This is a genomic window from Marinobacter confluentis (genome assembly GCF_004785685.1).
In the GTDB taxonomy this organism is placed as follows: Bacteria; Pseudomonadota; Gammaproteobacteria; order Pseudomonadales; family Oleiphilaceae; genus Marinobacter; species Marinobacter confluentis.
On the sequence record NZ_SRPF01000003.1, the window covers coordinates 186,906 to 208,098 of the forward strand.

Consider the following 21,193-nt stretch of genomic DNA (forward strand, 5'->3'; position numbering starts at 1 on the left):
TATCAACCAATCACCTGCACAAGACGCTATCAGTCAGGGCATACTGACGAGAAGTGGCCGGGTGCCAGAATCACACTCAGGAAGTGAAACATGAGTTCCTCTCGCCAGGACATCGTCGAAACCGAAATTCCGGTGTCTCAGTTGGCCATCGGCATGCATGTCGTCCGCCTGGACAGGCCATGGGAAGAGACGGATTTTCTGTTGCAGGGTTTTATCATCCAGAATGAAGATGACCTGCTTGCCGTACAAACCCAGTGCCAGACCGTGTATGTAGAAGGCCGCGTTGACGTCATGGCTGCAAGGGGCGCCTCAGGGAATGCCTCCGGTTTGCGCAAAACTGCCACCCCCCGTAAACCCGGCTCGCTCCCCGAAAAACGGGTTACCTACATCAACAAGGTCGATACGGGCCGGGAGATGGCGCGGGCACGTGCCCATTACGGCCAGGCCAGGGAAACCGCAAAAAACATCATGTCGGGCATACGCCTCGGACGAATGCTGGATATGCACCAGATCCGCCAGACCGTGGACAGCACGGTGGACAGCGTTCTGCGCAATGAAAATGCCCTGTTGTTGCTGAGCAAGATCAAGAACAAGGACGATTACACCGCCGAACACTGCATCAACGTGTCGATTCTGGCGGCAGCCTTCGGCAAGCACCTGGGGCTGCTCGAAGATGAAATACGGGTACTGGCTCTCAGTGGCATGATGCACGATGTGGGCAAGATGAAGATCGACGATGCGATTCTGAACAAACCGGGTGCCCTGACCCCGGAAGAATTCGACATCATGAAAAAACACACCACCTACGGCCGGAACCTTCTGGCAGCATTGCCAACGCTGGAACACGCAGCGGTTGATGTTGCCTATTCCCACCATGAACGCATGGACGGCAAGGGCTACCCCCGTGGCCTGCCCAGCCAGCAGATACCGCTATTTGCAAAAATGATCGGGCTGGTGGATACCTACGACGCCATCACCAGTTCCCGGGTGTATGACAAGGGCCGAGCCTCCATGCAGGCACTGCAGATTATCCACCGCAACAAGGGCACCCAGTTTGATGCCGACCTAGCGGTCGAGTTTATCCGGATGATCGGCGTTTACCCGCCCGGTTCGATCATCGAATTCGAAAATGGCGAGGTCGGCATTGTGGTGGCGAATCGCAAGTCCAGCAAACTGAAACCGGTGGTGCTGTTGGTACGGGATGGCGACAAGAACCCGATTACGCCCTACCGTCAGATAGACCTGTCTACCGGTGTCATCGACACCGCCGGCAAGGCTTACAAAATCACCCATGAGGTGCCCGACGGCACCTACGGTATTGTGATGAGCGACTTTGTTGAGAAGGGATTCCTCAGCACCCGCCCCGACGGTGACTCACCCCCGGTTGATGACCGCCATGGTGAGCCGTGAAATACAGGTAAGCTTACCCTCCTCGTTTTCCAGGCGAATTTCCCAGACCTGCGTGGTTCCACCCAGGTGAACGGGACGAGCCGTGCCGTAGACCCAACCTTTGGAGACTGATCGCACGTGGTTGGCGTTAATGTCCAACCCCACGGCTATCTGGTTTTCTTCCCGCAGGCAGTAGTTCGCCGCCATGCTGCCCAGGGTTTCCGCCAACAGCACGGACGCACCGCCGTGAAGGATGCCAAAAGGCTGAACCGTGCGTTCATCCACCGGTATCCGGCCGGTAACGTAGTCGTCACCCACCTCCACATACTCAATACCCAGTGCCGTGACCGCGGTGTTTTTGCTGGTTTCTGCCATCTGCTCGAGAGTGGGGAGTGCGCGGGTCCAGATTGCCATTTACTGCTACCTCTTGTTATTGACTACCCACGAATATCCGCAGGCTTGGGTTCACCAAGTTTATACAGATAGGTAACGAACGACCACAGCAGCCTTCAGGCGTGGCAAGATTCCTCTATTCCCATCGGGGGAAACTCTTCGGTTTCAGGAATGTGCTCACCGCGCATCTCACATAGCCAACCGGGAGCCTGCTGAGCTTTGTCGAAACTGAACAGGCCCGTACCAAGCACCCGGTCCAAGGGCGCCGAGATTCCGGTGGACTCTATCACCAGGCAATCGAACCGGCCTTCTTCTGCCAGGCGGCGCACCTCAAGCAGCAGATCCTACCGCAGGGTGCAACAGATGCAGCGGTTGCTCATCTCCACCCGCTTCTCTTCCGCCCGGTTAAGCTGCACCTCTTTCTAAACCTGGGCGGCATCAATGTTGACCTCGCTCATGTCGTTGACAATGACCGCCACCCGGCGGCCCTCGCGATTGTTCAGGATATGGTTGAGCACCGTGGTCTTTCCCGCGCCCAGAAAACCGGACAGAACAGTGACCGGTAATTCTCTGTTTTCATTGCGCATTTTCAGATCTTCCTGATGACGACTCGCAAATCGTTAGAGTTCAGGGGTTCACTTTAATTATGTTATAACATAACATTAATACGGAAATCGATGACAAGCCTCAGGAGTGGACCATGACACTGAACCCAGCCGCATTGGAAAAACCGGTTGCCGTTACCGGTGATCAGCCCGAGTGCCTCACCCAGATCTTCCGGGATGAGGTCAACCTCACCGTCTGGAATCGGGCGCTTCGGCCACAGGTCGTGCGCTTTGCCGATGCGCTGGCCGCCTGGGAGGGAAAGCTGGAGCGGTTTGTCACCCTGAAACAGGGCGACAGTGCGGCACTGGTGCTGCCGCAATGGGCGCTGGCAGAGGAAGGGGCACGTTCCTGGATTGCTGATGCGGACGAAATTATCGATATGTACCGATGCCTGTTCGAGCCGGAGGCTGTCGGCCTTCGCCTGCATGTTCTCAGGGGCACCATGTGCCCCAGGTTTCACGTCGATCGGGTACCGGTTCGCCTGCTCTGCACCTATCGCGGCATCGGCACGGAATGGCTTGAGGAATCACAGGTTACGCGCCCCCAAGGCCCGGGACCGCTACCGGACCAGTCCGTGACGGACCGCGCAGTCCGGCGTTTGTCGACTGGCGCCGTTGGCCTGCTGAAAGGCGAAGCCTGGGAAGGTAACGAAGGCCGCGGCCTGGTTCACCGATCACCGGCACCCGGGAATCAGTCACGGCTGGTACTGGCCCTGGACTGGCTTTAATTTCAGCCATAAATGAAATGTTATAACGTTTACTCAAAACAAAACAGAAGGACGATTATGTATAACCTCTATACCCGCACAGGCTTTGCTGTTCTTACATTGCTGCCACTTTCGATGGCGCAGGCCAACGAAATGAACCCGGATGTCAGCGTTGTTCTGGATGGCTTTTACAAGCAGAACCACACTGCTCTGTCACACCGGGAGAAAGGCATCGGCCTGGGCCATTCCGAGCTGTCCCTGTCGGCGCCGATTGATGACCTGTTTGAGGGCCGGCTGACCGCGGCCCTGGAGAGCCACGAAGGTGAAACCGAGGTGGGGCTGGAAGAGGCCTTCCTGCAGACCACCGGAATGCCCTACAACCTGAGCGTCCGTGGCGGACGATTTTTCTCACAGGTGGGCTACCTGAACGGTCGCCACCTTCACGAGGACGATTTCGTTGAACGGCCGGCGGCCTACCGGGCCCTGCTCGGTAGTCACTATTTCGATGACGGTTTGCGCCTGAACCTGCTGCTGCCGACACCCGTGTACTGGCAAATCGGCGCCGAGGCATTCAATGGTAACGGCCTGTCCGAGGGCGATGAAGACATCGGCGTTTACACCATAAATACCCGTATCGGCAGCGATATCTCAACATCACAAAGCTGGCAGGCTGGCCTTTCCTACCTCAGGAACCGCCAGCTACACGATGGTGAACACGAGGAGGAACATGGCGGCGAGCACGAGGAACATGAAGAGCACGGCCACGGCGGCCATGGCGCGGAATACCTTGGCGAGAACCTTTATATGGCGGACCTGGTATGGAAATGGGCACCGGACGGCAACAACCGTAGCCAGCAACTGACTCTGAGCGGCGAGTACCTGTACGCCGATGAACTGGGTGAACATGCGTCTTCCGATGATCGCCACGAGGGCTGGTATGCCTCTGCGGTTTACCAGTTTGCGCCCCAATGGTCAGTTGGTGTCCGGCACGGCCAGGTAGAACTTAAGGAGGCACATGGCGATCACTTTGACGACCAGAACCTGGAAGAAACAGACGTGATGCTGGGTTGGTCCCGCTCACACTTTTCAACCGTACGCCTGCAGTACACCCATCAGGAAGCCGACGGTTTCGAAAAAGCGGACAATACCGTGATGCTGCAATATGTGATGAGTTTCGGAGCCCACGGTGCCCATGGATTTTAAACGACTCTTTGCAGCAACCCTGCTTGGGCTGGCGGCGCTGCCAGCTCAAGCCGCCATTAAAGTGTTTGCCTGCGAACCCGAGTGGGCCGACCTGACCCGGGCACTGGTTCCGGATGCGGATATTCATACCGCCACCAGTGCCCGCCAGGACCCGCATTACATTGAAGCCAGACCCAGCCTGATTTCGGCTATGCGGCGGGCACACATTGCCGTGTGTACAGGGGCATCACTGGAAGCGGGCTGGCTGCCAGCGCTGATCAGCCGTGCGTCCAACCGGGAAATACAGCCGGGAAAGCCAGGGCTGTTCTTCGCGGCCGAGCAGGTTAGCCTGCACCAACCCCACAACCACGTTGACCGTAGTATGGGCGACGTCCATCCAGAGGGTGACCCGCATATTCATCTGGACCCGGACAGGCTTCCCTCGATTGTCAATGCCCTGGCGGATCGACTGGCAGCACTGGCACCGGATGATGAGCACGCCATCCGTCTGCGTCAGAGGCAATGGCAGGTACGCTGGAAACTCGAAACCGCCAAATGGCGAGAAGCTGCGACCAGTCTGGAAGGTCTGTCGGTGGCGGTTCAGCATTCCAACTTCGGTTATCTGCTGCGTTGGCTGGGCGTGGAACCATCCATTGACCTGGAACCAAAGCCGGGGCTGCCACCCAGTGCGTCGCATTTGAGTGAGGCGTTGGCCGACCCGGCACTGGACCGGGTCCGGCTGATACTGATCGCCAGCTATCAGGGCGAACGACCTGCCCAGTGGCTTGCAAGCAAAACGGAGCTTCCTGTCGAGATCCTGCCGGGTACCGTAACCGACCAGCCGGAAACGGACACTCTGGCAAAGCTGATCAGCCACATTATTGATCGTCTGGAGCATCATCACAGGACGGCGGAGCATGGTTGACTGGTTCTGGCTGCTGACGCCATTGGCAGCAAGCCTGATGATGGCTCTTTGCCTGGTGCCACTGGGGCACCGGGTTCTGGCTCGGGGCGTGGTGTTTGCCGACCTGGCCATTGCCCAGTGGGCGGCATTGGGCACGCTGACGGGTTCATCCCTGATGCCCAACCACATCATTGCGGGCCTGCCAATCAGCGGTCTGCTGTTTGCACTTCTGGCCGTAGGGCTGGTTTCCCTGATTCTGAAGCTGGTGCCGGATTACCGGGAGGCGATGATCGGAACTCTCTATGTGCTGGGTGCCAGCTTGGCCACGCTGACGGTTAGCAATGATCCCCACGGCGCACAGCAACTCGCCCGAACCCTCAACGGCGATCTGCTATGGGTGACCGGCCAATCGCTGATACCGCTTGCGATCATCACTCTGGCCGTTTTGCTCTGGCAGACCCTTGGAACTACTCGAATCCGCTCGACCCTGTTCCTGCCCCTTTTTGCGGTGGCAGTCACCCTGACGGTGGACATGGCCGGTATTTATGTGGTGTTCGCAACATTGATTGCCGCGCCGCTGATGCTTTGCCACCTGCTGGAACGCAGCCTATTGATGGCCGCAGGGTTCTGTTTCACCGGGCATGGACTGGGGCTATGGCTGTCCGCGAATCACGACATCCCGGCTGGCCCGGCCATTGTCGTAACAGTTATTGCCTGCTGTATCGCCGCTTTACTGTTTGCCAATAAGGCGACCGCACTCAGAACACCCTGACCAGTTCCTGCTTCAACCACCCCAGGCGCCCGGTTTCCACCATCTGACGGCGCATGCCCGGCACCGGGCGGATCATGAACAGGTCGCCGTTGCGGCCCACCAGCCGCTTTGGCACGCCGGTGTCCCGGGCGATGTCGGCATGGGCCTGCATGTGCTGCTCTTCCCCGTGAACCGGAATGGCTACCGCTGGTTGCACCCACTGATACATGGCCCGGAGCTCATCCTGCGCAGGGTGGCCGGAGGCATGAATGGGCAGGCCGGCGGATTCGGCGGTCAGAACCTCCACACCCAGGCCTTTAAGCTGACTGATCAATGCATCAATCAGCTCTTCGTTTCCGGGGATCGCTCGAGCGCTGAAGATCACCCGGTCCCCTGCTTCCAGTTCAAAATCCGGATGGTTGCCCGAGGCCAGGCGCCTGAGCGCGGTTCGGGGTTCACCCTGGCTGCCGGTGGCCACCGCCAGCACCTCTTCCCGGGGCAGGTAACCGAAGTGGCTGGACTGGATCAGTGAGTCCGCTGTGTCCCACAGGCCGGCGGCTTTGGCGGCACTGCTCATATTAATCAGTGAACGCCCCATCAGCCCCATGTAGCGGCCAGTGGCGCGGGCAACCGCAGTCAGGGTGTGCAGGCGGGCAATGTTACTGCCGAAACAGGCCACGATAACACGGCCCTTTGCCGGGCGAACGGCCTCTAACAGGCCTTGATACAGGCGGGATTCGGACATCGAATGGCCCTCCACCGTGGCGTTGGTGGAATCGCAGACCATGGCCGCCACGCCTTCCTCTGCAAGGTCGGTGAAAGTGGCTTTGGAATAGCCGTGGCCGACCAGCGGCTGGTCGTCCAGTTTCCAGTCGCCGCTGTGGAAGATATTGCCCGCCGACGTTCGAATCATCAGCGCATTGGGGTCAGGGATGGAGTGGGTCAGGGCCAGCCATTCCACCTGAAATGGCCCGATCGTCTTCCGGTCACCGACATCTACCACAAAAATCGGCACCAGGTGCAGTAGATCAAACTCCGCCAGCTTGCGGCGCAGAATTTCGGCCGTAAAACGGCTGGTGTAGATGGGGCACTGGAGCAGCGGCCACAGGTAAGGCACGGCGCCGATGTGGTCCTCGTGGGCGTGGGTAATGATCAGCCCGGCCAACTGGTCCCGTCGGTCGGCAATAAAAGCCGGATCCGCCATCTGCACCGGAGGTTCACCGGAATGATGCACAGTGCCATCCGCCGACACTCTTCCCGGCTTGGGGAAAGTCACGCCGCAATCCACCATCAGCCACTGGCCGTCGTGGCCGTAGAGGTTGAGGTTCATACCAATTTCACCGGTTCCGCCCAGAGGCAGAAACCAGAGGTCGTGTTCATCTGGGGTCATGGATGTCACGTATTCCTGTGCTCTTGCGGTTGAAGTCGGCGGTGCCGGCTCCACCTATGAAGACAAGTTCGTTGATTCAAGTACGTAAGCTGATTCTAAAAGGAGCAGGCATATGAACATACTGATGGTTCTTACCTCACATGACCAGATGGGCGATACCGGCCACAAAACCGGTTTCTGGCTGGAAGAGTTCACCGCGCCCTACTACGTGTTCAAGGATGCTGGCGCCAACATCACGCTTGCATCACCCAAAGGCGGCCAGCCACCGGTGGACCCGAACAGTGAAGGCGAAGATGCGTTGACCGAAACGACCCGGCGCTTCCAGAAGGATGCCCACGCCAAGGAATCACTGGCCAGCACCAAGAAGCTGGAAGATGTAAACATGGTCGACTTCGATGCCATCTTCTATCCCGGCGGCCACGGCCCGCTGTGGGACCTGGCAAACGATCAGAAGTCGGTCGACCTGATCAAATCCGCCTACGAGCAGGACAAGGTGATCGGCGCCGTCTGCCACGCACCCGCCGTATTCCGCGACGTCGAGATTAAACCGGGCCAGAATCTGGTCGGCGGTCGCAACGTCACCGGTTTCAGCAACAGCGAAGAGGAAACCGTCGGCCTGACCAACATTGTGCCTTTCCTGGTGGAAGACATGCTGAAAGAAAAGACCGGCAGTTACACCTGCGGCGATGACTTCACACCGCACATTGTGGTTGATGGCAAATTGATTACCGGCCAGAACCCGCCTTCCTCTGAAGGCACGGCCAAGGCTGTCCTACAGGCTCTGCAAGAAGCCTGATCAGGCAGTTGACTCCCCGGCGTGGCTGATGAGCACGCCGGGCGCTCCCCTCTCAAGCAATTCACGGATGGAATCCGGCACCGGCGTTTTCGCCATTTTCGACGGCTGAATCAGCACGTAGGTGATGTCCGCTTCAGCAACAAGTGTTTCATTTCCGAAACGATTGAATTCCAGATGCAGCGTAAACGAGGTGTTGCCAATACGCCCCGCTGCAATTCGCGCTTCCAGCACGTCATCAAACTTCGCCGGTGCCCGATAGTTCATGTTCAGGCTGACCACCTGAATGTCCAGATCCTGATCCAGCAGACGCTGGTAATCGCCGAACAGAGTGCGGATGTATTCGTTCACCGAGATATCCACGTAATCGGCGTAGCGGGCGTTGAATACGACGCTCTGGGCGTCACATTCCCCGTAACGAACACGAAAGCGGAAACGGAAAAGCTGGCTTTCGGCGTCTGTCATAAGCCCAGGTCGCTCAGCTCGGGACGGTCATCAGGCCGGCGACCCTGGGGCCAACGGAATTTCCGCTCGGATTCCTCGATGGCCAGGTCATTGATGCTGGCATAGCGCTTCGCCATCAGGCCCTGTTCATCGAACTCCCAGTTTTCATTGCCGTATGACCGGTACCATTGCCCCGTATGGTCGTGCCATTCATAGGCAAAACGAACCGCAATCCGGTTTTCCCGGAAAGCCCATAGTTCCTTGATCAGCCGGTACTCGTGTTCTTTCTGCCATTTGCGGGTCAGAAAAGCTTCGATTTCCGCCCGGCCACGGGGGAACTCGGATCGGTTGCGCCACTGGCTGTCGACGGTATAGGCCATCGCGACTTTAGCCGGATTGCGGCCGTTCCAGCCGTCTTCCGCCATACGGACTTTCTGCCTGGCCGTTTCCTCGGTGAAGGGCGGAAACGGCGGCCTTGCTTCGCCTGTTTTGTCCATGCGATAAGTCTCAGTAGTGAATCACAGAGCGAATGCTCTTGCCTTCGTGCATCAAATCAAAGGCTTCGTTGATTTTTTCCAGCGGCATTTCGTGGGTGATAAACACATCGAGCGGAATTTCACCGGTCTTGGCTTTTTCCACATAGCCCGGCAGTTCGGTGCGGCCTTTCACGCCGCCAAACGCAGAACCTTTCCAGACCCGGCCAGTGACCAATTGGAACGGCCGGGTGCTGATTTCTTCACCGGCACCGGCGACGCCGATAATAATGGATTCGCCCCAGCCCTTGTGGCAGCACTCAAGGGCTGAGCGCATGACCTGCACGTTACCAATGCATTCAAAGGAGTAGTCCACGCCGCCGTCGGTCATTTCAACAATCACTTCCTGGATTGGCTTGTCGTAATCCTTCGGGTTGACCACATCGGTGGCACCCAGCTGTTTGGCGATGTCGAACTTGCCAGGATTGATGTCGATGGCAATGATCCGGCTGGCCTTGGCCATGGCCGCGCCAATAATCGCCGCCAGGCCGATACCGCCCAGGCCAAAGATGGCCACGGTTGCGCCTTCTTCCACTTTGGCGGTGTTCAGCACGGCACCAATGCCGGTAGTCACGCCACAGCCCAGCAGACAGACTTTGTCCAGCGGTGCTTCCTTGGGGATTTTTGCCAGGGACACTTCCGGCAGCACGGTGTATTCGGAGAAGGTGGAGCAACCCATGTAGTGGTAGACGGGCTCGCCCTTGTAGGAAAAACGGGAGGTGCCGTCGGGCATCACACCCTTGCCCTGGGTCTCACGCACGGAGCCGCAGAGGTTGGTCTTGCCGGAGGTGCAGAATTTACATTTGCCGCACTCGGCTGTGTAAAGCGGGATCACGTGATCCCCCACTTCCACGGAGGTCACGCCCTCGCCGATGGCCTCAACGATGCCGCCGCCTTCATGGCCCAGAATCGCCGGGAAGATACCTTCGGAATCGGCGCCTGACAGAGTGTAGGCGTCGGTGTGGCAGACACCGGTGGCGACTATGCGAACCAGAACCTCGCCTTTTTTTGGCGCTTCCACATCCACTTCTACGATTTCCAGCGGCTGGTTGGGCGCGAACGCCACGGCGGCACGGGATTTAATCACGGGCAAACTCCTTAAAGATGATTCGAGGTGTCTGTGGTTGTACAGAGTTGACTCATTGTAGACGACCGGTCTAATATAGCAACCATGACCTCAACCGACACCCGCAGCCATATTATCCAGACCGGCGCCGATCTGATCGGCCAGAAAGGCTTTGGCGCCACCGGTATCAACGGCGTGCTGACCACGGCTGGCGTGCCAAAAGGGTCGTTCTATCACTATTTTAGTAGCAAAAACGATTTCGGGCTGGCGGTCATCGATACCTTTGCCGAGGAATACGACGCCAAACTGGATCGGATTCTCAACGATGCCAGCCGTTCCTGCCTGGACCGGCTGCGAGCCTATTTCGACTCCGGCCTCGAAACCATGACCAGCTGTGAGTTCACCCGCGGCTGCTTGATTGGCAATCTCGGCCAAGAGCTGGCGGGGCAGAACGAGGTGTTCCGCAAACGCCTGGATACGGTGTTCCAGGGCTGGGAAAAACGCTTCGAGCGCTGTATCGAGGAAGCGCAACGGGTGGGAGATGTGGACAGCTCCATCAGCCCCGCGGATGTGGCCAGCTTCCTGTTGTCGGGCTGGGAAGGCGCCATTCTCAGAGCCAAGGTCCTGAAAAGCACCGAGCCCATGGAGCGATTTGTGCGGGTGTTTTTCCGCCAATGCCTGGGTACTGACTGACCTCGGCGCACCGCTTTTAGTCGAACCTTTTTTTCGTTTATTTACTAGTAGACTGGTCTATTTAATTCCAGTTAATCCTGAAGGAGGATGTTCAATGAACAACCCAAACGATCACCTTTTCCAACCCTACCTGATGGGCGATCTTAAACTGCCCAACCGGGTGCTGATGTCGCCGCTGACCCGGGCCCGCTCGACCCAGCCCGGCGATATTCCCAGCGACCTGAACGCCCACTATTATCAGCAGCGGGCCAGCGCCGGGCTGATTTTCAGCGAGGCCACCCAGGTATCGCCCCAGGGCAAGGGGTACGCCTTTACCCCCGGCATTCACTCCCCGGAACAGGTGGTGGGCTGGAAGAAAGTCACCAGCGCCGTGCATATGGCCGGCGGGCGTATCCATGCCCAGCTCTGGCACGTGGGCCGTATCTCCCACACCGCCCTGCAGCCGGACGGCCACAAGCCGGTAGCGCCGTCGGCAATCCAGCCGGAGGGCGCGAAAACCTTTATCAGTGCCGATTCCGGCATGGTGGACGCCCCCGAGCCCAGGGCTCTGGAAGCCAGCGAGATGGCGGACATTGTCGAGCAGTTCCGCCAGGGCGCCCTGAACGCCAAGACTGCGGGCTTTGACGGTGTTCAAATCCACGCCGCCAACGGCTATCTGCTGGACCAGTTCCTCAAGAGCGGCAGCAACCACCGCACCGACGAGTTTGGCGGTTCGTTGGAAAATCGCATGCGCCTGCCCCTGATGGTGGTGGAAGCGGTGATCGACGTCTGGGGCAAGGACAAGGTGGGAGTGCGCATCAGTCCCACCGGCAGTTTCAACGCCATGTATGACGAAGATCCGGTGGCAACCTTTGGTGCCTTTGCCTCGCGCCTGAACGACCTGGGCATTGCCTACCTGGAAGTGGTGGAAGATTCGTTCCAGGGCAATCACGCCAAGGGCCGCCCGGAACAGGCCATCGATGCCATCCAGGCCGGATTCAAGGGCACTTACATTGCCAACGGCGCCTATACCGCCGAAGAAGCCCGTCAGCGCATCGGCGCCGGCCGCTGCGACCTGGTGACCTTTGGTCGTCCGTTTATTGCCAACCCGGACCTGCCGGAGCGCCTGCGCCAGCACGCCGAGCTGAACAAATGGGACGACAGCACTTTCTATGGCGGCGACGAGCGCGGCTATACCGATTACCCGACGCTGAAGGAACTCGAAATCAGCGCCTGAACCATTCATTTATTCCAGAAAGAGAACCTTTATGAGCAACACCAACGACATCATTAACAGCAAGGTTGTGATCATCACCGGTGCCAGCAGTGGCCTGGGCGAAGCCACCGCCCGCCGTCTGGCGGACCGGGGTGCCAAACTGGTACTCGCGGCGCGCCGGGAAGACCGCCTCAAGGCCCTGACCGAGGACCTCAAAGCCAAGGGCGCCGAGGTGATCTGGCAGGTCACCGACGTCACCGACCGGGCCCAGGTCGAAGCCCTGGCCGCCGCGGCCAAGAAGGCCTTTGGCCGCATCGATGTGCTGGTCAACAACGCCGGCCTGATGCCGCTGGCGCCGCTGGACGCGCTCAAGGTCGACGAGTGGGATCAGATGGTGGATGTAAACATCAAAGGCGTGATGTACGGCATAGCCGCGGTACTGCCCACCATGCGCGAGCAGCACAGCGGACACGTGATCAACCTGTCGTCCGTTGCCGGTCACAAGCTGTTTCCGGGCGCGGCGGTTTACTGTGCCACCAAATACGCGGTCAAGGCGCTGTCCGAAGGCCTGCGTATGGAAGCCGGTGACGAGATTCGCAGCACCAACATCTCGCCAGGCGCGGTTGCCACCGAGCTGACCAGCACCATCACCGATCCGACGGCCCAGAAGGCCGCCGCCGAACTCTACGAAGTGGCCATCGATGCCGACGCAGTCGCCCGGGCCATTGTCTATGCCATCGAGCAACCGGCCGACGTGGACATCAACGAAATCATCCTGCGGCCCACGGCCCAGGAGCTGTAATCAGCCACAGCCTTATCAGGCACTTGATTGCTTCATCCCAGGGCCCGCTTCGATCTGTTCCAGACTTGAGTCGTATCACTAGGTCTGATCAGACGAAGTAAGGGTTTTGCGGTGAAGACACTCTATTGGATGACCCGGGATCTCCGGTTACACGACAACCCCGCCATGCTGGCCGCCTCGCAGTCGGACATGCTGCTGCTGGCGTATGTGGTGGACCCGCGCTGGTTCAGGCCCGGCCCGCTGCAGTGTCGTGCCATGGGGGATCACCGCTGGCGTTTTCTCTGGCAAAGCCTGATGGCCCTGGAGAAAAGCCTGCGGCCCATGGGGCAAAGGCTGCACATTGCCTATGGCGAGCCGGAAACGGTGATTGCGGACCTGGCCCAACAATATTCGGTAGACAGGGTTGTCCGCACGCGCCAACCCGGTACCGAGGAAGCAGGCCAATGGCAGACACTGCAGACGCGTCTGCCAAAGGTGGTGTTTCAGCAGTTCGAAACTCACAGCCTCTTCACTGAAGGCACCCTGCCCATGGCGCTGGCAGATCTGCCGGGCACTTTTTCCCAGTTCCGAAAACAGGTTGAGAAAACCGGTCAGCGCCACTCCGGCGCCATACGTATCCGCACCCTGACGGCGCTGCCACCACCGCCGGGATTTCCGGAAGACACCCGGGGACTGTGCCCGGCCATTGCCGACCCACGGCATCCGCTTCAGTTCAGGGGTGGGGAAGATGCGGGCCTGGCACGGCTGAATGAATTTCTGTTCGAGAATCACGGTATTGCGGACTACAAACAGACCCGCAACGCCCTGGATACCTGGGATGCCTCTTCCAAATTCTCGCCCTGGCTGGCCAATGGCTCACTGTCGGTGAAGGAAGTGGCGGAAACCATCGACGAATACGAGCGCACCGAAACCAGCAACGAATCCACTTATTGGCTGTGGTTTGAGCTACTGTGGCGGGAATACTATTACTGGTATGCCCTGAAACACGGCGCCAACCTGTTCCGCCGCGACGGGGTGCAGGGCAAGCGGCGGAACGGGACCTTCTACGGCCATAGATTCATGGCGTGGACCCAGGGCAATACCGAATACCCACTGGTGAATGCAGCGATGAACCAGCTACGGGAAACCGGCTATATGAGCAACCGAGGCCGCCAGCTTGTGGCCAGCTGTTTTGTCAATGAACTGGAACTGGACTGGCGTTATGGCGCCGCCTGGTTTCAGGAGCAGCTGATCGACTATGACGTGGCCAGCAACTGGGGCAACTGGCAGTATCTGGCAGGCGTAGGCGCCGATCCCCGTGGATTGCGCCAGTTCAATCTGAAAAAGCAGGCGGAGCAGTATGATCCAGACGGAGAGTTTGTGGCCCGCTGGAACGGCAAATCCGATCAGCCGGTTGGCCTGCATCTGGTTGATGCTGCTGACTGGCCGGTGTAATACTCGCTTGGTCGTCCACGATACTTCGGAGTAGGAGGCAAACGGATGGACCTTTCCAGAACCGTCCGGAGCCATGGATGGCGGAGGCCGAGCGTACAGGGACGTATTTACAGCGTGTTCTGGAAAGGCCCATCCACTTGCCTCTTCACTGAACTCGCGGTCGCTACGAGGATACTCAGACCATGACTACCAGCCATCAGGCCCTCGCCCGCATTGTCGACACCTGCCAGCCCAATAGCCTGGTAGTCTGTGGGGAAACTGCAGGCGAAGTAGGTCAGCATTGGTATAAACACCATCCGTCGTCCACGGTGATTTCCATGGACGTCTATGCACCCAACGCGGCCTTTCCGCTGGCAGCTACCCAGGATCTTGCGCTGGTGACCGGCACCCTGGAAAATATCTCCCATGAGGAAGGTGGTATATTGTTGGGGCATCTGCGCAACTACGGCACCCATCAGATCGCCGTTGTTGTAGACCCGGAACAAGGCTGGGACTTCAAGGACTTCATCGGGCTGGGGTTTCGTCGCCAGGCGGAACTGGATGACGATGGCATTAAACGAGCGCTCTACACCTACAACATCGACAACTACAACCATAAACGCGCCTGGAACAACCCGAAAAACTGGGCCAACCCGGAAATGTGGGGCAAGGCGTGGTGGTGAACACACCCAGGAAAATCCGCATATGAAACCCAGCACCATCCGCATCGGTCGCCGTTATCGCGCCAGCCGGCTTGAAGGCTCCTATGACGCTATTGTGATCGGCTCCGGTATCGGCGGGCTGACGACCGCCGCCTGCCTGTCGAAAGCCGGCAAAAAGGTGCTGGTGCTGGAGCAGCATTACACCGCCGGTGGTTACACCCACAGCTACGCCCGCAACGGCTATGAATGGGATGTGGGGGTTCACTACATCGGCGACATGGGCAGCCCCCACACCCTGGGGCGCCGGCTGTTCGATTACATTACCGATGGTGAACTCCACTGGGCGCCAATGGACGAAAACTACGACCGCTTTTTCCTGGGGGACAAGGTGGTCAACCTGCGGGCGGGCAAGGCCGGATTCCGCTATTCCCTGGTCAGCGCCTTCCCCGAGGAAGAAGAGGCCATCGACCGCTACATTTCCTTGCTGGGCAAAGTCGCGGGCGGCATGCAGTGGTACACCCTGTCCAAAATTTCCCCCAGCCTGCTTTCGCCGCTGATCGGCAAGGGGCTGGACATGACCCTGCCAGACTGTTTTAACAAGACCACCTACGAAGTCCTGCGGGAGTTGACCGATAATGAAGAACTGATCGGCGCCATCACCGGGCAGTGGGGTGACTGCGGCGTTACGCCGAAGCAGTCCAGCTTTATGGTCCACGCGCTGATCGCCAAGCACTATATCCACGGCGGCTATTATCCTGTTGGTGGCGCTTCGGAAATGGCCAAAACCATCATTCCGGTCATCCAGCAGTCCGGGGGCGAGGTGTTCACCTACGCCGACGTCACCGATATTCTGATTCACAAAGGTAAGGCGGTCGGCGTTCACATGGCGGACGGCGAGGAGATAAAAGCTCCCATGGTGATCAGCAACGCCGGGGTCATAAATACTTTCGAAAAGCTGCTACCGCCGGAAATTGCTGAAAAATGCGGCTATCAGAAAAAACGTGAACATATTCAGCAGTCCATGCCCCACATCGGGCTATACCTGGGCCTGAAGGGCACGCCGGAAGAACTGGGGCTGCCACGCACCAACTTCTGGATTTATCCCAGCGCCCGTCACGACGACAATGTCGAGGCCTTTCTGGAAGACACCAGCACCGACTTCCCGGTGGTTTACGTGTCCTTTCCGGCTGCCAAGGACCCGGACTACCAGAACCGCTGGCCGGGCACGTCGACTATTGAAGTTGTCGCACCCACCACCTGGGAGATGTTTGAAGCCTGGAAAGACACCACCTGGGGCAAGCGCGGTGAAGATTACGAAGCCCTGAAAACCGAAATCACCGACCGCATCATGGAAGTGGTCTACGACAAACTGCCCCACCTGCGGGGCAAGGTGGATTACCTGGAAACCTCCACGCCCCTGTCCACCGCCTGGTTCTGCCGCTATGAGCGCGGCGAGCTTTACGGACTGGACCACACCCCCGAACGTTTCGAACAGCAATGGCTCAGACCCAAAACCGACATTCCCGGGCTCTACCTGACCGGCCAGGACATTCTGACCTGTGGTGTGGTGGGCGCCATGATTGGCGGCCTGATGACCACGCTGTCGATTCAGGGTTTGCGGGGAGCCGGGCTGGCGAAGCGGATTTTTGTAGGCTGAGCGTAAATTATGAGCAGTACTGACCCCAAAGAACCAGAACTTTCCCGAATCATCGAAATGGCCTGGGAAGATCGAACCCCGTTCGAGGCCATCGAAGCGCTTTACGGTCTGCCGGAAAAGGAAGTCATCAAGGTAATGCGGCGAGAGCTCAAGCCTTCCAGCTTCCGGCTCTGGCGCAAGCGGGTGACCGGTCGCAAAACCAAGCATCAGGAGTTGCGCCCGGAAGGCGTGATCCGGGCCTACTGTCCGACCCAGTACAAGCGTTAGAGCCGCTCCAGAACCTGCAGGTTACGGCGGCAGGCTCCAAGGTATGAGGCACCGAAGAGGTTGTAGTGATTGAGGGTGTGGTAGAGGTTATAGATCGGCACCTTCAGATCGTAGACGTCGGTTCGGGGAAACACCGAATCGTAGGCTTTATAGAAGGCCGGCGAGAAACCGCCAAACAGCTCCGTCATGGCCAGGTCTGCTTCGCGATCGCCCCGGTAAACCGCCGGATCAATCAGCCAGGGGCCAGAGCGATCAAACAGCACATTCCCGGACCAGAGATCGCCATGGAGCAGACTCGGATGCTGGCAGTGACGGTTGAGGAACTCCCTCAGTGGGATCTCTGCCGATTCCAGCCGCGATTCGAATTCATCCCTTACCCGGTCGTCCTTGATCATCGCAATCTGGGGCCTGAGCCGATAGCCCAGGTAGAAACGCCCCCAGTCGTCCATCACGGTATTTCTTTGCGGCGAGAGGCCAATCAGATTATCCACTTCAAACCCGTAATCCGGCATGACCTGCCCATGCATACGTGCCAGGCCCTCACCCAGAGCGGCCATGCCTTCTTCCGTTGCCGGGGCCGGGTCGATTCGGGGAATCACCAGCTCGGATGCCGTTACGCGCCGAACCTCGGGAACACGCAGGGCTCGCGGCCCTTCAACACCGGCCTCTTCAAGCACAGCCGCCAGCAGGCCCAGCCCCTCGGCTTCCCGAATCAATGCATCAGGGTAGGAAGTCGCATTGTGTTTAATAAATTCAGGCATGGCATTAGTATAAGCCTCCAGTTCACCAAACCAAGCCAGACAGGAAAGTCCCATGGCCCTATTCAGTGATCGCAAGGCAAAGCAGCAGCTAGACCGGGAAGCCGGCAGGGTTCACGACACGGACTTGGGTGATCTGCTGTCACGGCAGAAGGCCATTGAAGAAAAGGTCCGGAACAGCGGTAAGCTAAAGCGATTCAGCTCGGACATCAGGCTGATGTTTTCGATGCTGCGTGATTACTGGCAGGGCAATTACCGGGAGGTACCCTGGAAAAGCGTTGCTGCCATCGCCGGCGCGCTGTTGTATGTCCTGAACCCGTTGGATGTAATCCCCGATCTGATCCTGGGGTTCGGTTTTATTGATGATGCGGGCGTGGTTGCCCTTTGCCTCACGATGGTCGAATCCGATCTGATTCGTTACGCCGCCTGGAAAGAACAAAAGGAGGAGTCTTGGACTTCGCAACCCTGATAGGTCTGTTCGGTGCGCTTCTCCTTATCACCTCGGCGGTTATTCTTGGCGTATCACCCGATGTCTTTATCAACTCGGCGTCATTGCTCATTGTCGTTGGCGGCAGCCTTCTGGTGGTGCTGGCAAAATTCAGTTTCTATCAGTTTTTCGATGCTTTCCGCACGGCCGCCCGGGCGTTCAAATTCAAGCTGCCGGACATGATCAGCAGCATTGAAGAACTGGTGGAGGTTGCCCAGGTGGCCCGCAAGCAGGGCGTGCTGGGGCTCGAAGGCCGCGACGTGTCCAGCCGGTTTCTGGGCCAGGGCATACAGATGCTGGTGGATGGCCACAATGCCGAAACCATCAGAAATCTGCTGAACAAAGAACGCCTGATGACTCTTGAACATAACCGCACTGGAGCCAAGGTCTTCACCGCGCTGGCGGATGTTGCCCCGGCAATGGGTATGATCGGCACACTCATCGGTCTGGTGCAGATGCTGTCGAATATGGAAGATCCCAAATCCATTGGTCCAGCGATGGCAGTCGCCCTGCTAACCACCCTTTACGGCGCCATGATTGCGACCATGATTGCCACGCCGATTGCCGACAAACTGTCCCTGCGCATGACCGAAGAGGCGCGTTTGCAGGCGCTCTACATTGATGCCCTGGCCGCGATTCAGGAAGGCACCAACCCCCGGATCATTGAACAGATGCTGTCCAGCTACCTTACTCCGAAACAGCGACAGAAGCAGGAACAGACGGAAGAGGCAACGGGCTAACGCGCATGGACGACCTGCCGGAAGATGAAAAACCGGGCATCCCCGGCTGGGTGGTAACCTTTGCCGACCTGATGTCGCTGTTGATGTGCTTTTTTGTGCTGCTGCTGTCGTTTTCGGAAATTGACGCCCAGAAGTTCAAACAGATCGCCGGCGAACTCTCCAAGGCCTTTGGTGTGCAGCGGGAAGTCCCGGCCCTGGAGATTCCTCAGGGCACCAGCCCGATTTTTGACCGGTTTTCCCCCGCACCACCGGAGCCAACAGTGCTGGAACAGGTCCGCCAGACCACAACCACCGAAGACCCGAGGTTGGAAACTCTCAAAAGCCCGGAAGCATCCGCAGTGGCGGACGCCGTTCAGGAACAGATGGACGAACGCGTTGACCGCATCCTGACGGTGCTGGAACCGGCAGTGGTAGACGGCCGCATCAACGTGTCACAGGAACAGGCCCGCATCATTATCCGCATTGAAGAAAAGGGTTCGTTCCCGTCAGCCTCCGCTGACGTCACCTATGAGTTTGAGGGGCTGCTGCTGGATATGGCGCCAATACTGGCGGACATGCCTGGCAATATCACCATCGAAGGCCACACTGACGATCTGCCCATCAACACCAGTCAGTTCGCCAGCAACTGGAACCTGTCTGCGGCCCGCGCAGCGGCAGTGGCAAACGTGCTTCTGGCACCGGAACAGCTTGGTGCCGAGCGCATCAGGGTCACCGGCATGGCCGATACCGAACCCAGGGTTCCAAACACTTCAACGGCCAACAGGGCCAAAAACCGCCGCGTAGAAATCATTATCGACCTGGCTGACGATATCGATGAAGAAGTCATCCGCCTGCGTGAGCTCATGGGCGCCAACCCTGTCGACGACCAACCTTTTCTGGAACCCACCATTGAACCCGGCCCCGCTAGTGACGGCCTTGACAAGTAACGCACCAAAATCAGTCATTAATGAGTAAGGCGCACTATTTCTGTGCCTTTTTATCTCAAATTTCCCCCGCACGGCCTGCCTTAACCCTGCTTAGCTCCCGATGCATCTACATATGCATTATTTTGGAACATCTCTTGCTTTAACTGCCCTCTTTGAATGCATTGTCGCCCTAACGGCTACCCGTTAACCCATTCAGGAGAGATTATCCAGTGGATATCACCAGTGCAGTTCACACGTTGACCGAGAGCGCCAACACGCTGTTCATCCTCATCGGTGCCATTATGGTACTGGCCATGCATGCCGGTTTTGCCTTCCTCGAAGTCGGCACCGTGCGCCACAAGAACCAGGTCAACGCCCTGGTGAAAATCATGACCGACTTTGGCGTATCCGCGGTGATGTATTTCTTCGTCGGTTACTACGTCGCCTACGGCAGCCACTTCATGACCGGCGCCAGCGAACTCACCGCCAGCAACGGCTATGAACTGGTCAAGTTCTTCTTTCTAATGACTTTTGCCGCAGCCATTCCCGCCATTGTCTCCGGCGGCGTGGCAGAACGCGCCCGCTTCTACCCCATGCTGATCGCCTCTGCGGTGATCGTAGGCCTGGTTTATCCCTTCTTCGAAGGCCTGATCTGGAACGGCAACTATGGTTTCCAGGCCTGGCTCGAGAGCCAGTTTGGTGCATCCTTCCATGACTTCGCAGGCTCCGTTGTGGTGCACGCCGTTGGTGGCTGGATCGCACTTGCCGCCGTGCTGCTTCTGGGTGCGCGAAACGGTCGCTATCGTAACGGCCGGGTTGTCGCCTTCGCCCCCTCCAGCATCCCGTTTCTGGCCCTGGGCGCCTGGATTCTGACCGTTGGCTGGTTCGGCTTTAACGTCATGTCGGCCCAGACCATGGACGGCATCAGCGGCCTGGTGGCGGTGAACAGCCTGATGGCCATGGTTGGCGGTGTTTTGATGGCGATGTTCGTTGGCCGCAAGGATCCGGGCTTTATTCACAACGGCCCGCTGGCCGGACTGGTGGCGGTATGCGCCGGCTCTGATCTGATGCACCCGGTGGGCGCACTGGTCACCGGGGGTATTGCCGGCGCCATTTTTGTCTTCCTGTTCGACTGGGCCCAGGACCGCATCGAGCGCCTGGACGACGTACTGGGCGTCTGGCCACTGCACGGCGTCTGCGGCGTCTGGGGTGCCATCGCCTGCGGTATCTTTGGCCAGGAAGCCTTTGGCGGTCTGGGCGGCGTCAGCCTGGTGTCGCAGATCATCGGTTCGGTTGCCGGGGTTGCCGTGGCCTTCATTGGCGGCCTGGTGGTTTACGGCGTCGTGAAAGCTGTATCCGGCATCCGTCTGACCGAGGAAGAAGAATTCAACGGTGCTGACCTGAGCATTCACCGCATTGGCGCCAACGCCACTGAGTAAGACCAGGCAGGGGCGCGT

At 58.5% G+C, this 21,193-nt stretch carries 23 protein-coding genes and 1 pseudogene; 17 read left to right on the forward strand and 7 right to left on the reverse strand.

Going from position 1 to position 21,193, the window contains the following annotated elements; translation table 11 throughout:
- Positions 1–90 precede the first annotated feature (90 nt).
- Positions 91–1,410, forward strand: a complete 1,320-nt coding sequence (locus E5Q11_RS11395; protein ID WP_135803556.1) for an HD-GYP domain-containing protein — start codon at positions 91–93, stop codon at positions 1,408–1,410.
- Here the strand turns inward: E5Q11_RS11395 and E5Q11_RS11400 are convergent.
- Together E5Q11_RS11400 and E5Q11_RS17870 are read right to left on the reverse strand one after the other, a co-directional pair.
- On the reverse strand, positions 1,375–1,803 hold the full coding sequence (locus E5Q11_RS11400; protein ID WP_135803557.1) for a hotdog fold thioesterase: 429 nt from the start codon (positions 1,801–1,803) through the stop codon (positions 1,375–1,377). The two genes, E5Q11_RS11395 and E5Q11_RS11400, sit on opposite strands and share 36 nt — an antisense overlap.
- Before the next feature lie 131 nt (positions 1,804–1,934).
- Positions 1,935–2,369, reverse strand: a pseudogene (locus E5Q11_RS17870) (CobW family GTP-binding protein); the annotation flags it as partial.
- A 113-nt stretch (positions 2,370–2,482) separates the two neighbouring features.
- On the opposite strand from E5Q11_RS17870, the gene E5Q11_RS11415 reads away from it, so the two are divergent.
- From E5Q11_RS11415 to E5Q11_RS11430, 4 genes are read left to right on the forward strand one after another with little or no spacing between them, the layout of a single operon-like run.
- Entirely contained in the window at positions 2,483–3,115 is a 633-nt protein-coding gene (locus E5Q11_RS11415) for a DUF1826 domain-containing protein (protein ID WP_135803560.1), read from the forward strand.
- A gap of 57 nt (positions 3,116–3,172) precedes the next feature.
- The gene (locus E5Q11_RS11420; RefSeq protein WP_135803561.1) at positions 3,173–4,297 is read left to right on the forward strand and encodes a hypothetical protein; all 1,125 of its coding nucleotides are present in this window, start codon (positions 3,173–3,175) and stop codon (positions 4,295–4,297) included.
- Entirely contained in the window at positions 4,287–5,201 is a 915-nt protein-coding gene (locus E5Q11_RS11425) for a metal ABC transporter solute-binding protein, Zn/Mn family (RefSeq protein WP_135803562.1), read from the forward strand. The genes E5Q11_RS11420 and E5Q11_RS11425 overlap by 11 nt, the downstream gene beginning before the upstream one ends.
- Complete coding sequence (locus E5Q11_RS11430) at positions 5,194–5,952, forward strand: metal ABC transporter permease (protein WP_135803563.1); 759 nt, start codon at positions 5,194–5,196, stop codon at positions 5,950–5,952. Before E5Q11_RS11425 ends, E5Q11_RS11430 begins: the two co-directional genes overlap by 8 nt.
- Here the strand turns inward: E5Q11_RS11430 and E5Q11_RS11435 are convergent.
- A complete protein-coding gene (locus E5Q11_RS11435; RefSeq protein ID WP_135803564.1) occupies positions 5,939–7,321 on the reverse strand; it encodes a ribonuclease J in 1,383 nt (460 codons plus the stop codon). The two genes, E5Q11_RS11430 and E5Q11_RS11435, sit on opposite strands and share 14 nt — an antisense overlap.
- Before the next feature lie 112 nt (positions 7,322–7,433).
- Between E5Q11_RS11435 and E5Q11_RS11440 the strand changes: the two genes are divergently transcribed.
- Positions 7,434–8,117, forward strand: coding sequence for a type 1 glutamine amidotransferase domain-containing protein (locus E5Q11_RS11440; protein ID WP_135803565.1), 684 nt, complete (start codon positions 7,434–7,436; stop codon positions 8,115–8,117).
- Here E5Q11_RS11440 and E5Q11_RS11445 read toward each other — a convergent pair whose 3' ends face one another.
- Genes E5Q11_RS11445 through E5Q11_RS11455 form a run of 3 tightly spaced genes read right to left on the reverse strand, consistent with a single transcriptional unit; the run spans position 8,118 to position 10,178 of the window.
- Positions 8,118–8,579, reverse strand: a complete 462-nt coding sequence (locus tag E5Q11_RS11445) for an acyl-CoA thioesterase (protein WP_135803566.1) — start codon at positions 8,577–8,579, stop codon at positions 8,118–8,120. It lies immediately after the preceding gene.
- Positions 8,576–9,055 carry a nuclear transport factor 2 family protein gene (locus tag E5Q11_RS11450; protein WP_135803567.1) on the reverse strand — a complete coding sequence of 160 codons (480 nt, stop codon included), beginning with the start codon at positions 9,053–9,055 and terminating at the stop codon, positions 8,576–8,578. Before E5Q11_RS11450 ends, E5Q11_RS11445 begins: the two co-directional genes overlap by 4 nt.
- 10 nt (positions 9,056–9,065) lie before the next feature.
- Complete coding sequence (locus E5Q11_RS11455) at positions 9,066–10,178, reverse strand: S-(hydroxymethyl)glutathione dehydrogenase/class III alcohol dehydrogenase (RefSeq protein WP_135803568.1); 1,113 nt, start codon at positions 10,176–10,178, stop codon at positions 9,066–9,068.
- An 84-nt stretch (positions 10,179–10,262) separates the two neighbouring features.
- On the opposite strand from E5Q11_RS11455, the gene E5Q11_RS11460 reads away from it, so the two are divergent.
- The 7 genes from E5Q11_RS11460 to E5Q11_RS11490 all read left to right on the forward strand — a co-directional run bounded on the left by E5Q11_RS11460 (position 10,263) and on the right by E5Q11_RS11490 (position 16,846).
- Complete coding sequence (locus tag E5Q11_RS11460; protein WP_135803569.1) at positions 10,263–10,850, forward strand: TetR/AcrR family transcriptional regulator; 588 nt, start codon at positions 10,263–10,265, stop codon at positions 10,848–10,850.
- A gap of 94 nt (positions 10,851–10,944) precedes the next feature.
- Complete coding sequence (locus tag E5Q11_RS11465; RefSeq protein ID WP_135803570.1) at positions 10,945–12,066, forward strand: alkene reductase; 1,122 nt, start codon at positions 10,945–10,947, stop codon at positions 12,064–12,066.
- 31 nt (positions 12,067–12,097) lie between these two features.
- Positions 12,098–12,847, forward strand: a complete 750-nt coding sequence (locus E5Q11_RS11470) for an SDR family oxidoreductase (protein WP_135803571.1) — start codon at positions 12,098–12,100, stop codon at positions 12,845–12,847.
- A 111-nt stretch (positions 12,848–12,958) separates the two neighbouring features.
- On the forward strand, positions 12,959–14,281 hold the full coding sequence (locus tag E5Q11_RS11475; RefSeq protein ID WP_135803572.1) for a DASH family cryptochrome: 1,323 nt from the start codon (positions 12,959–12,961) through the stop codon (positions 14,279–14,281).
- A gap of 182 nt (positions 14,282–14,463) precedes the next feature.
- Positions 14,464–14,943, forward strand: coding sequence for a DUF6231 family protein (locus E5Q11_RS11480; RefSeq protein ID WP_135803573.1), 480 nt, complete (start codon positions 14,464–14,466; stop codon positions 14,941–14,943).
- Between the two features lie 22 nt (positions 14,944–14,965).
- Positions 14,966–16,579: a phytoene desaturase family protein gene (locus E5Q11_RS11485; RefSeq protein ID WP_135803574.1), complete on the forward strand. Its 1,614-nt coding sequence runs from the start codon at positions 14,966–14,968 to the stop codon at positions 16,577–16,579.
- 9 nt (positions 16,580–16,588) lie between these two features.
- Positions 16,589–16,846, forward strand: a complete 258-nt coding sequence (locus E5Q11_RS11490; RefSeq protein WP_135803575.1) for a TIGR03643 family protein — start codon at positions 16,589–16,591, stop codon at positions 16,844–16,846.
- Here E5Q11_RS11490 and E5Q11_RS11495 read toward each other — a convergent pair.
- Complete coding sequence (locus tag E5Q11_RS11495) at positions 16,843–17,607, reverse strand: fructosamine kinase family protein (RefSeq protein WP_135803576.1); 765 nt, start codon at positions 17,605–17,607, stop codon at positions 16,843–16,845. The two genes, E5Q11_RS11490 and E5Q11_RS11495, sit on opposite strands and share 4 nt — an antisense overlap.
- A gap of 52 nt (positions 17,608–17,659) precedes the next feature.
- On the opposite strand from E5Q11_RS11495, the gene E5Q11_RS11500 reads away from it, so the two are divergent.
- The 4 genes from E5Q11_RS11500 to E5Q11_RS11515 all read left to right on the forward strand — a co-directional run bounded on the left by E5Q11_RS11500 (position 17,660) and on the right by E5Q11_RS11515 (position 21,175).
- A complete protein-coding gene (locus E5Q11_RS11500; protein WP_135803577.1) occupies positions 17,660–18,073 on the forward strand; it encodes a YkvA family protein in 414 nt (137 codons plus the stop codon).
- Positions 18,055–18,831 (forward strand): MotA/TolQ/ExbB proton channel family protein, encoded by a 777-nt coding sequence (locus E5Q11_RS11505; protein WP_135803578.1) that lies wholly within the window; start codon positions 18,055–18,057, stop codon positions 18,829–18,831. Before E5Q11_RS11500 ends, E5Q11_RS11505 begins: the two co-directional genes overlap by 19 nt.
- A 5-nt stretch (positions 18,832–18,836) precedes the next feature.
- The gene (locus tag E5Q11_RS11510; RefSeq protein WP_135803579.1) at positions 18,837–19,757 is read left to right on the forward strand and encodes a MotB family protein; all 921 of its coding nucleotides are present in this window, start codon (positions 18,837–18,839) and stop codon (positions 19,755–19,757) included.
- Positions 19,758–19,966: 209 nt separating this feature from the next.
- The gene (locus E5Q11_RS11515; protein WP_135803580.1) at positions 19,967–21,175 is read left to right on the forward strand and encodes an ammonium transporter; all 1,209 of its coding nucleotides are present in this window, start codon (positions 19,967–19,969) and stop codon (positions 21,173–21,175) included.
- The last annotated feature ends 18 nt before the right edge of the window (positions 21,176–21,193 follow it).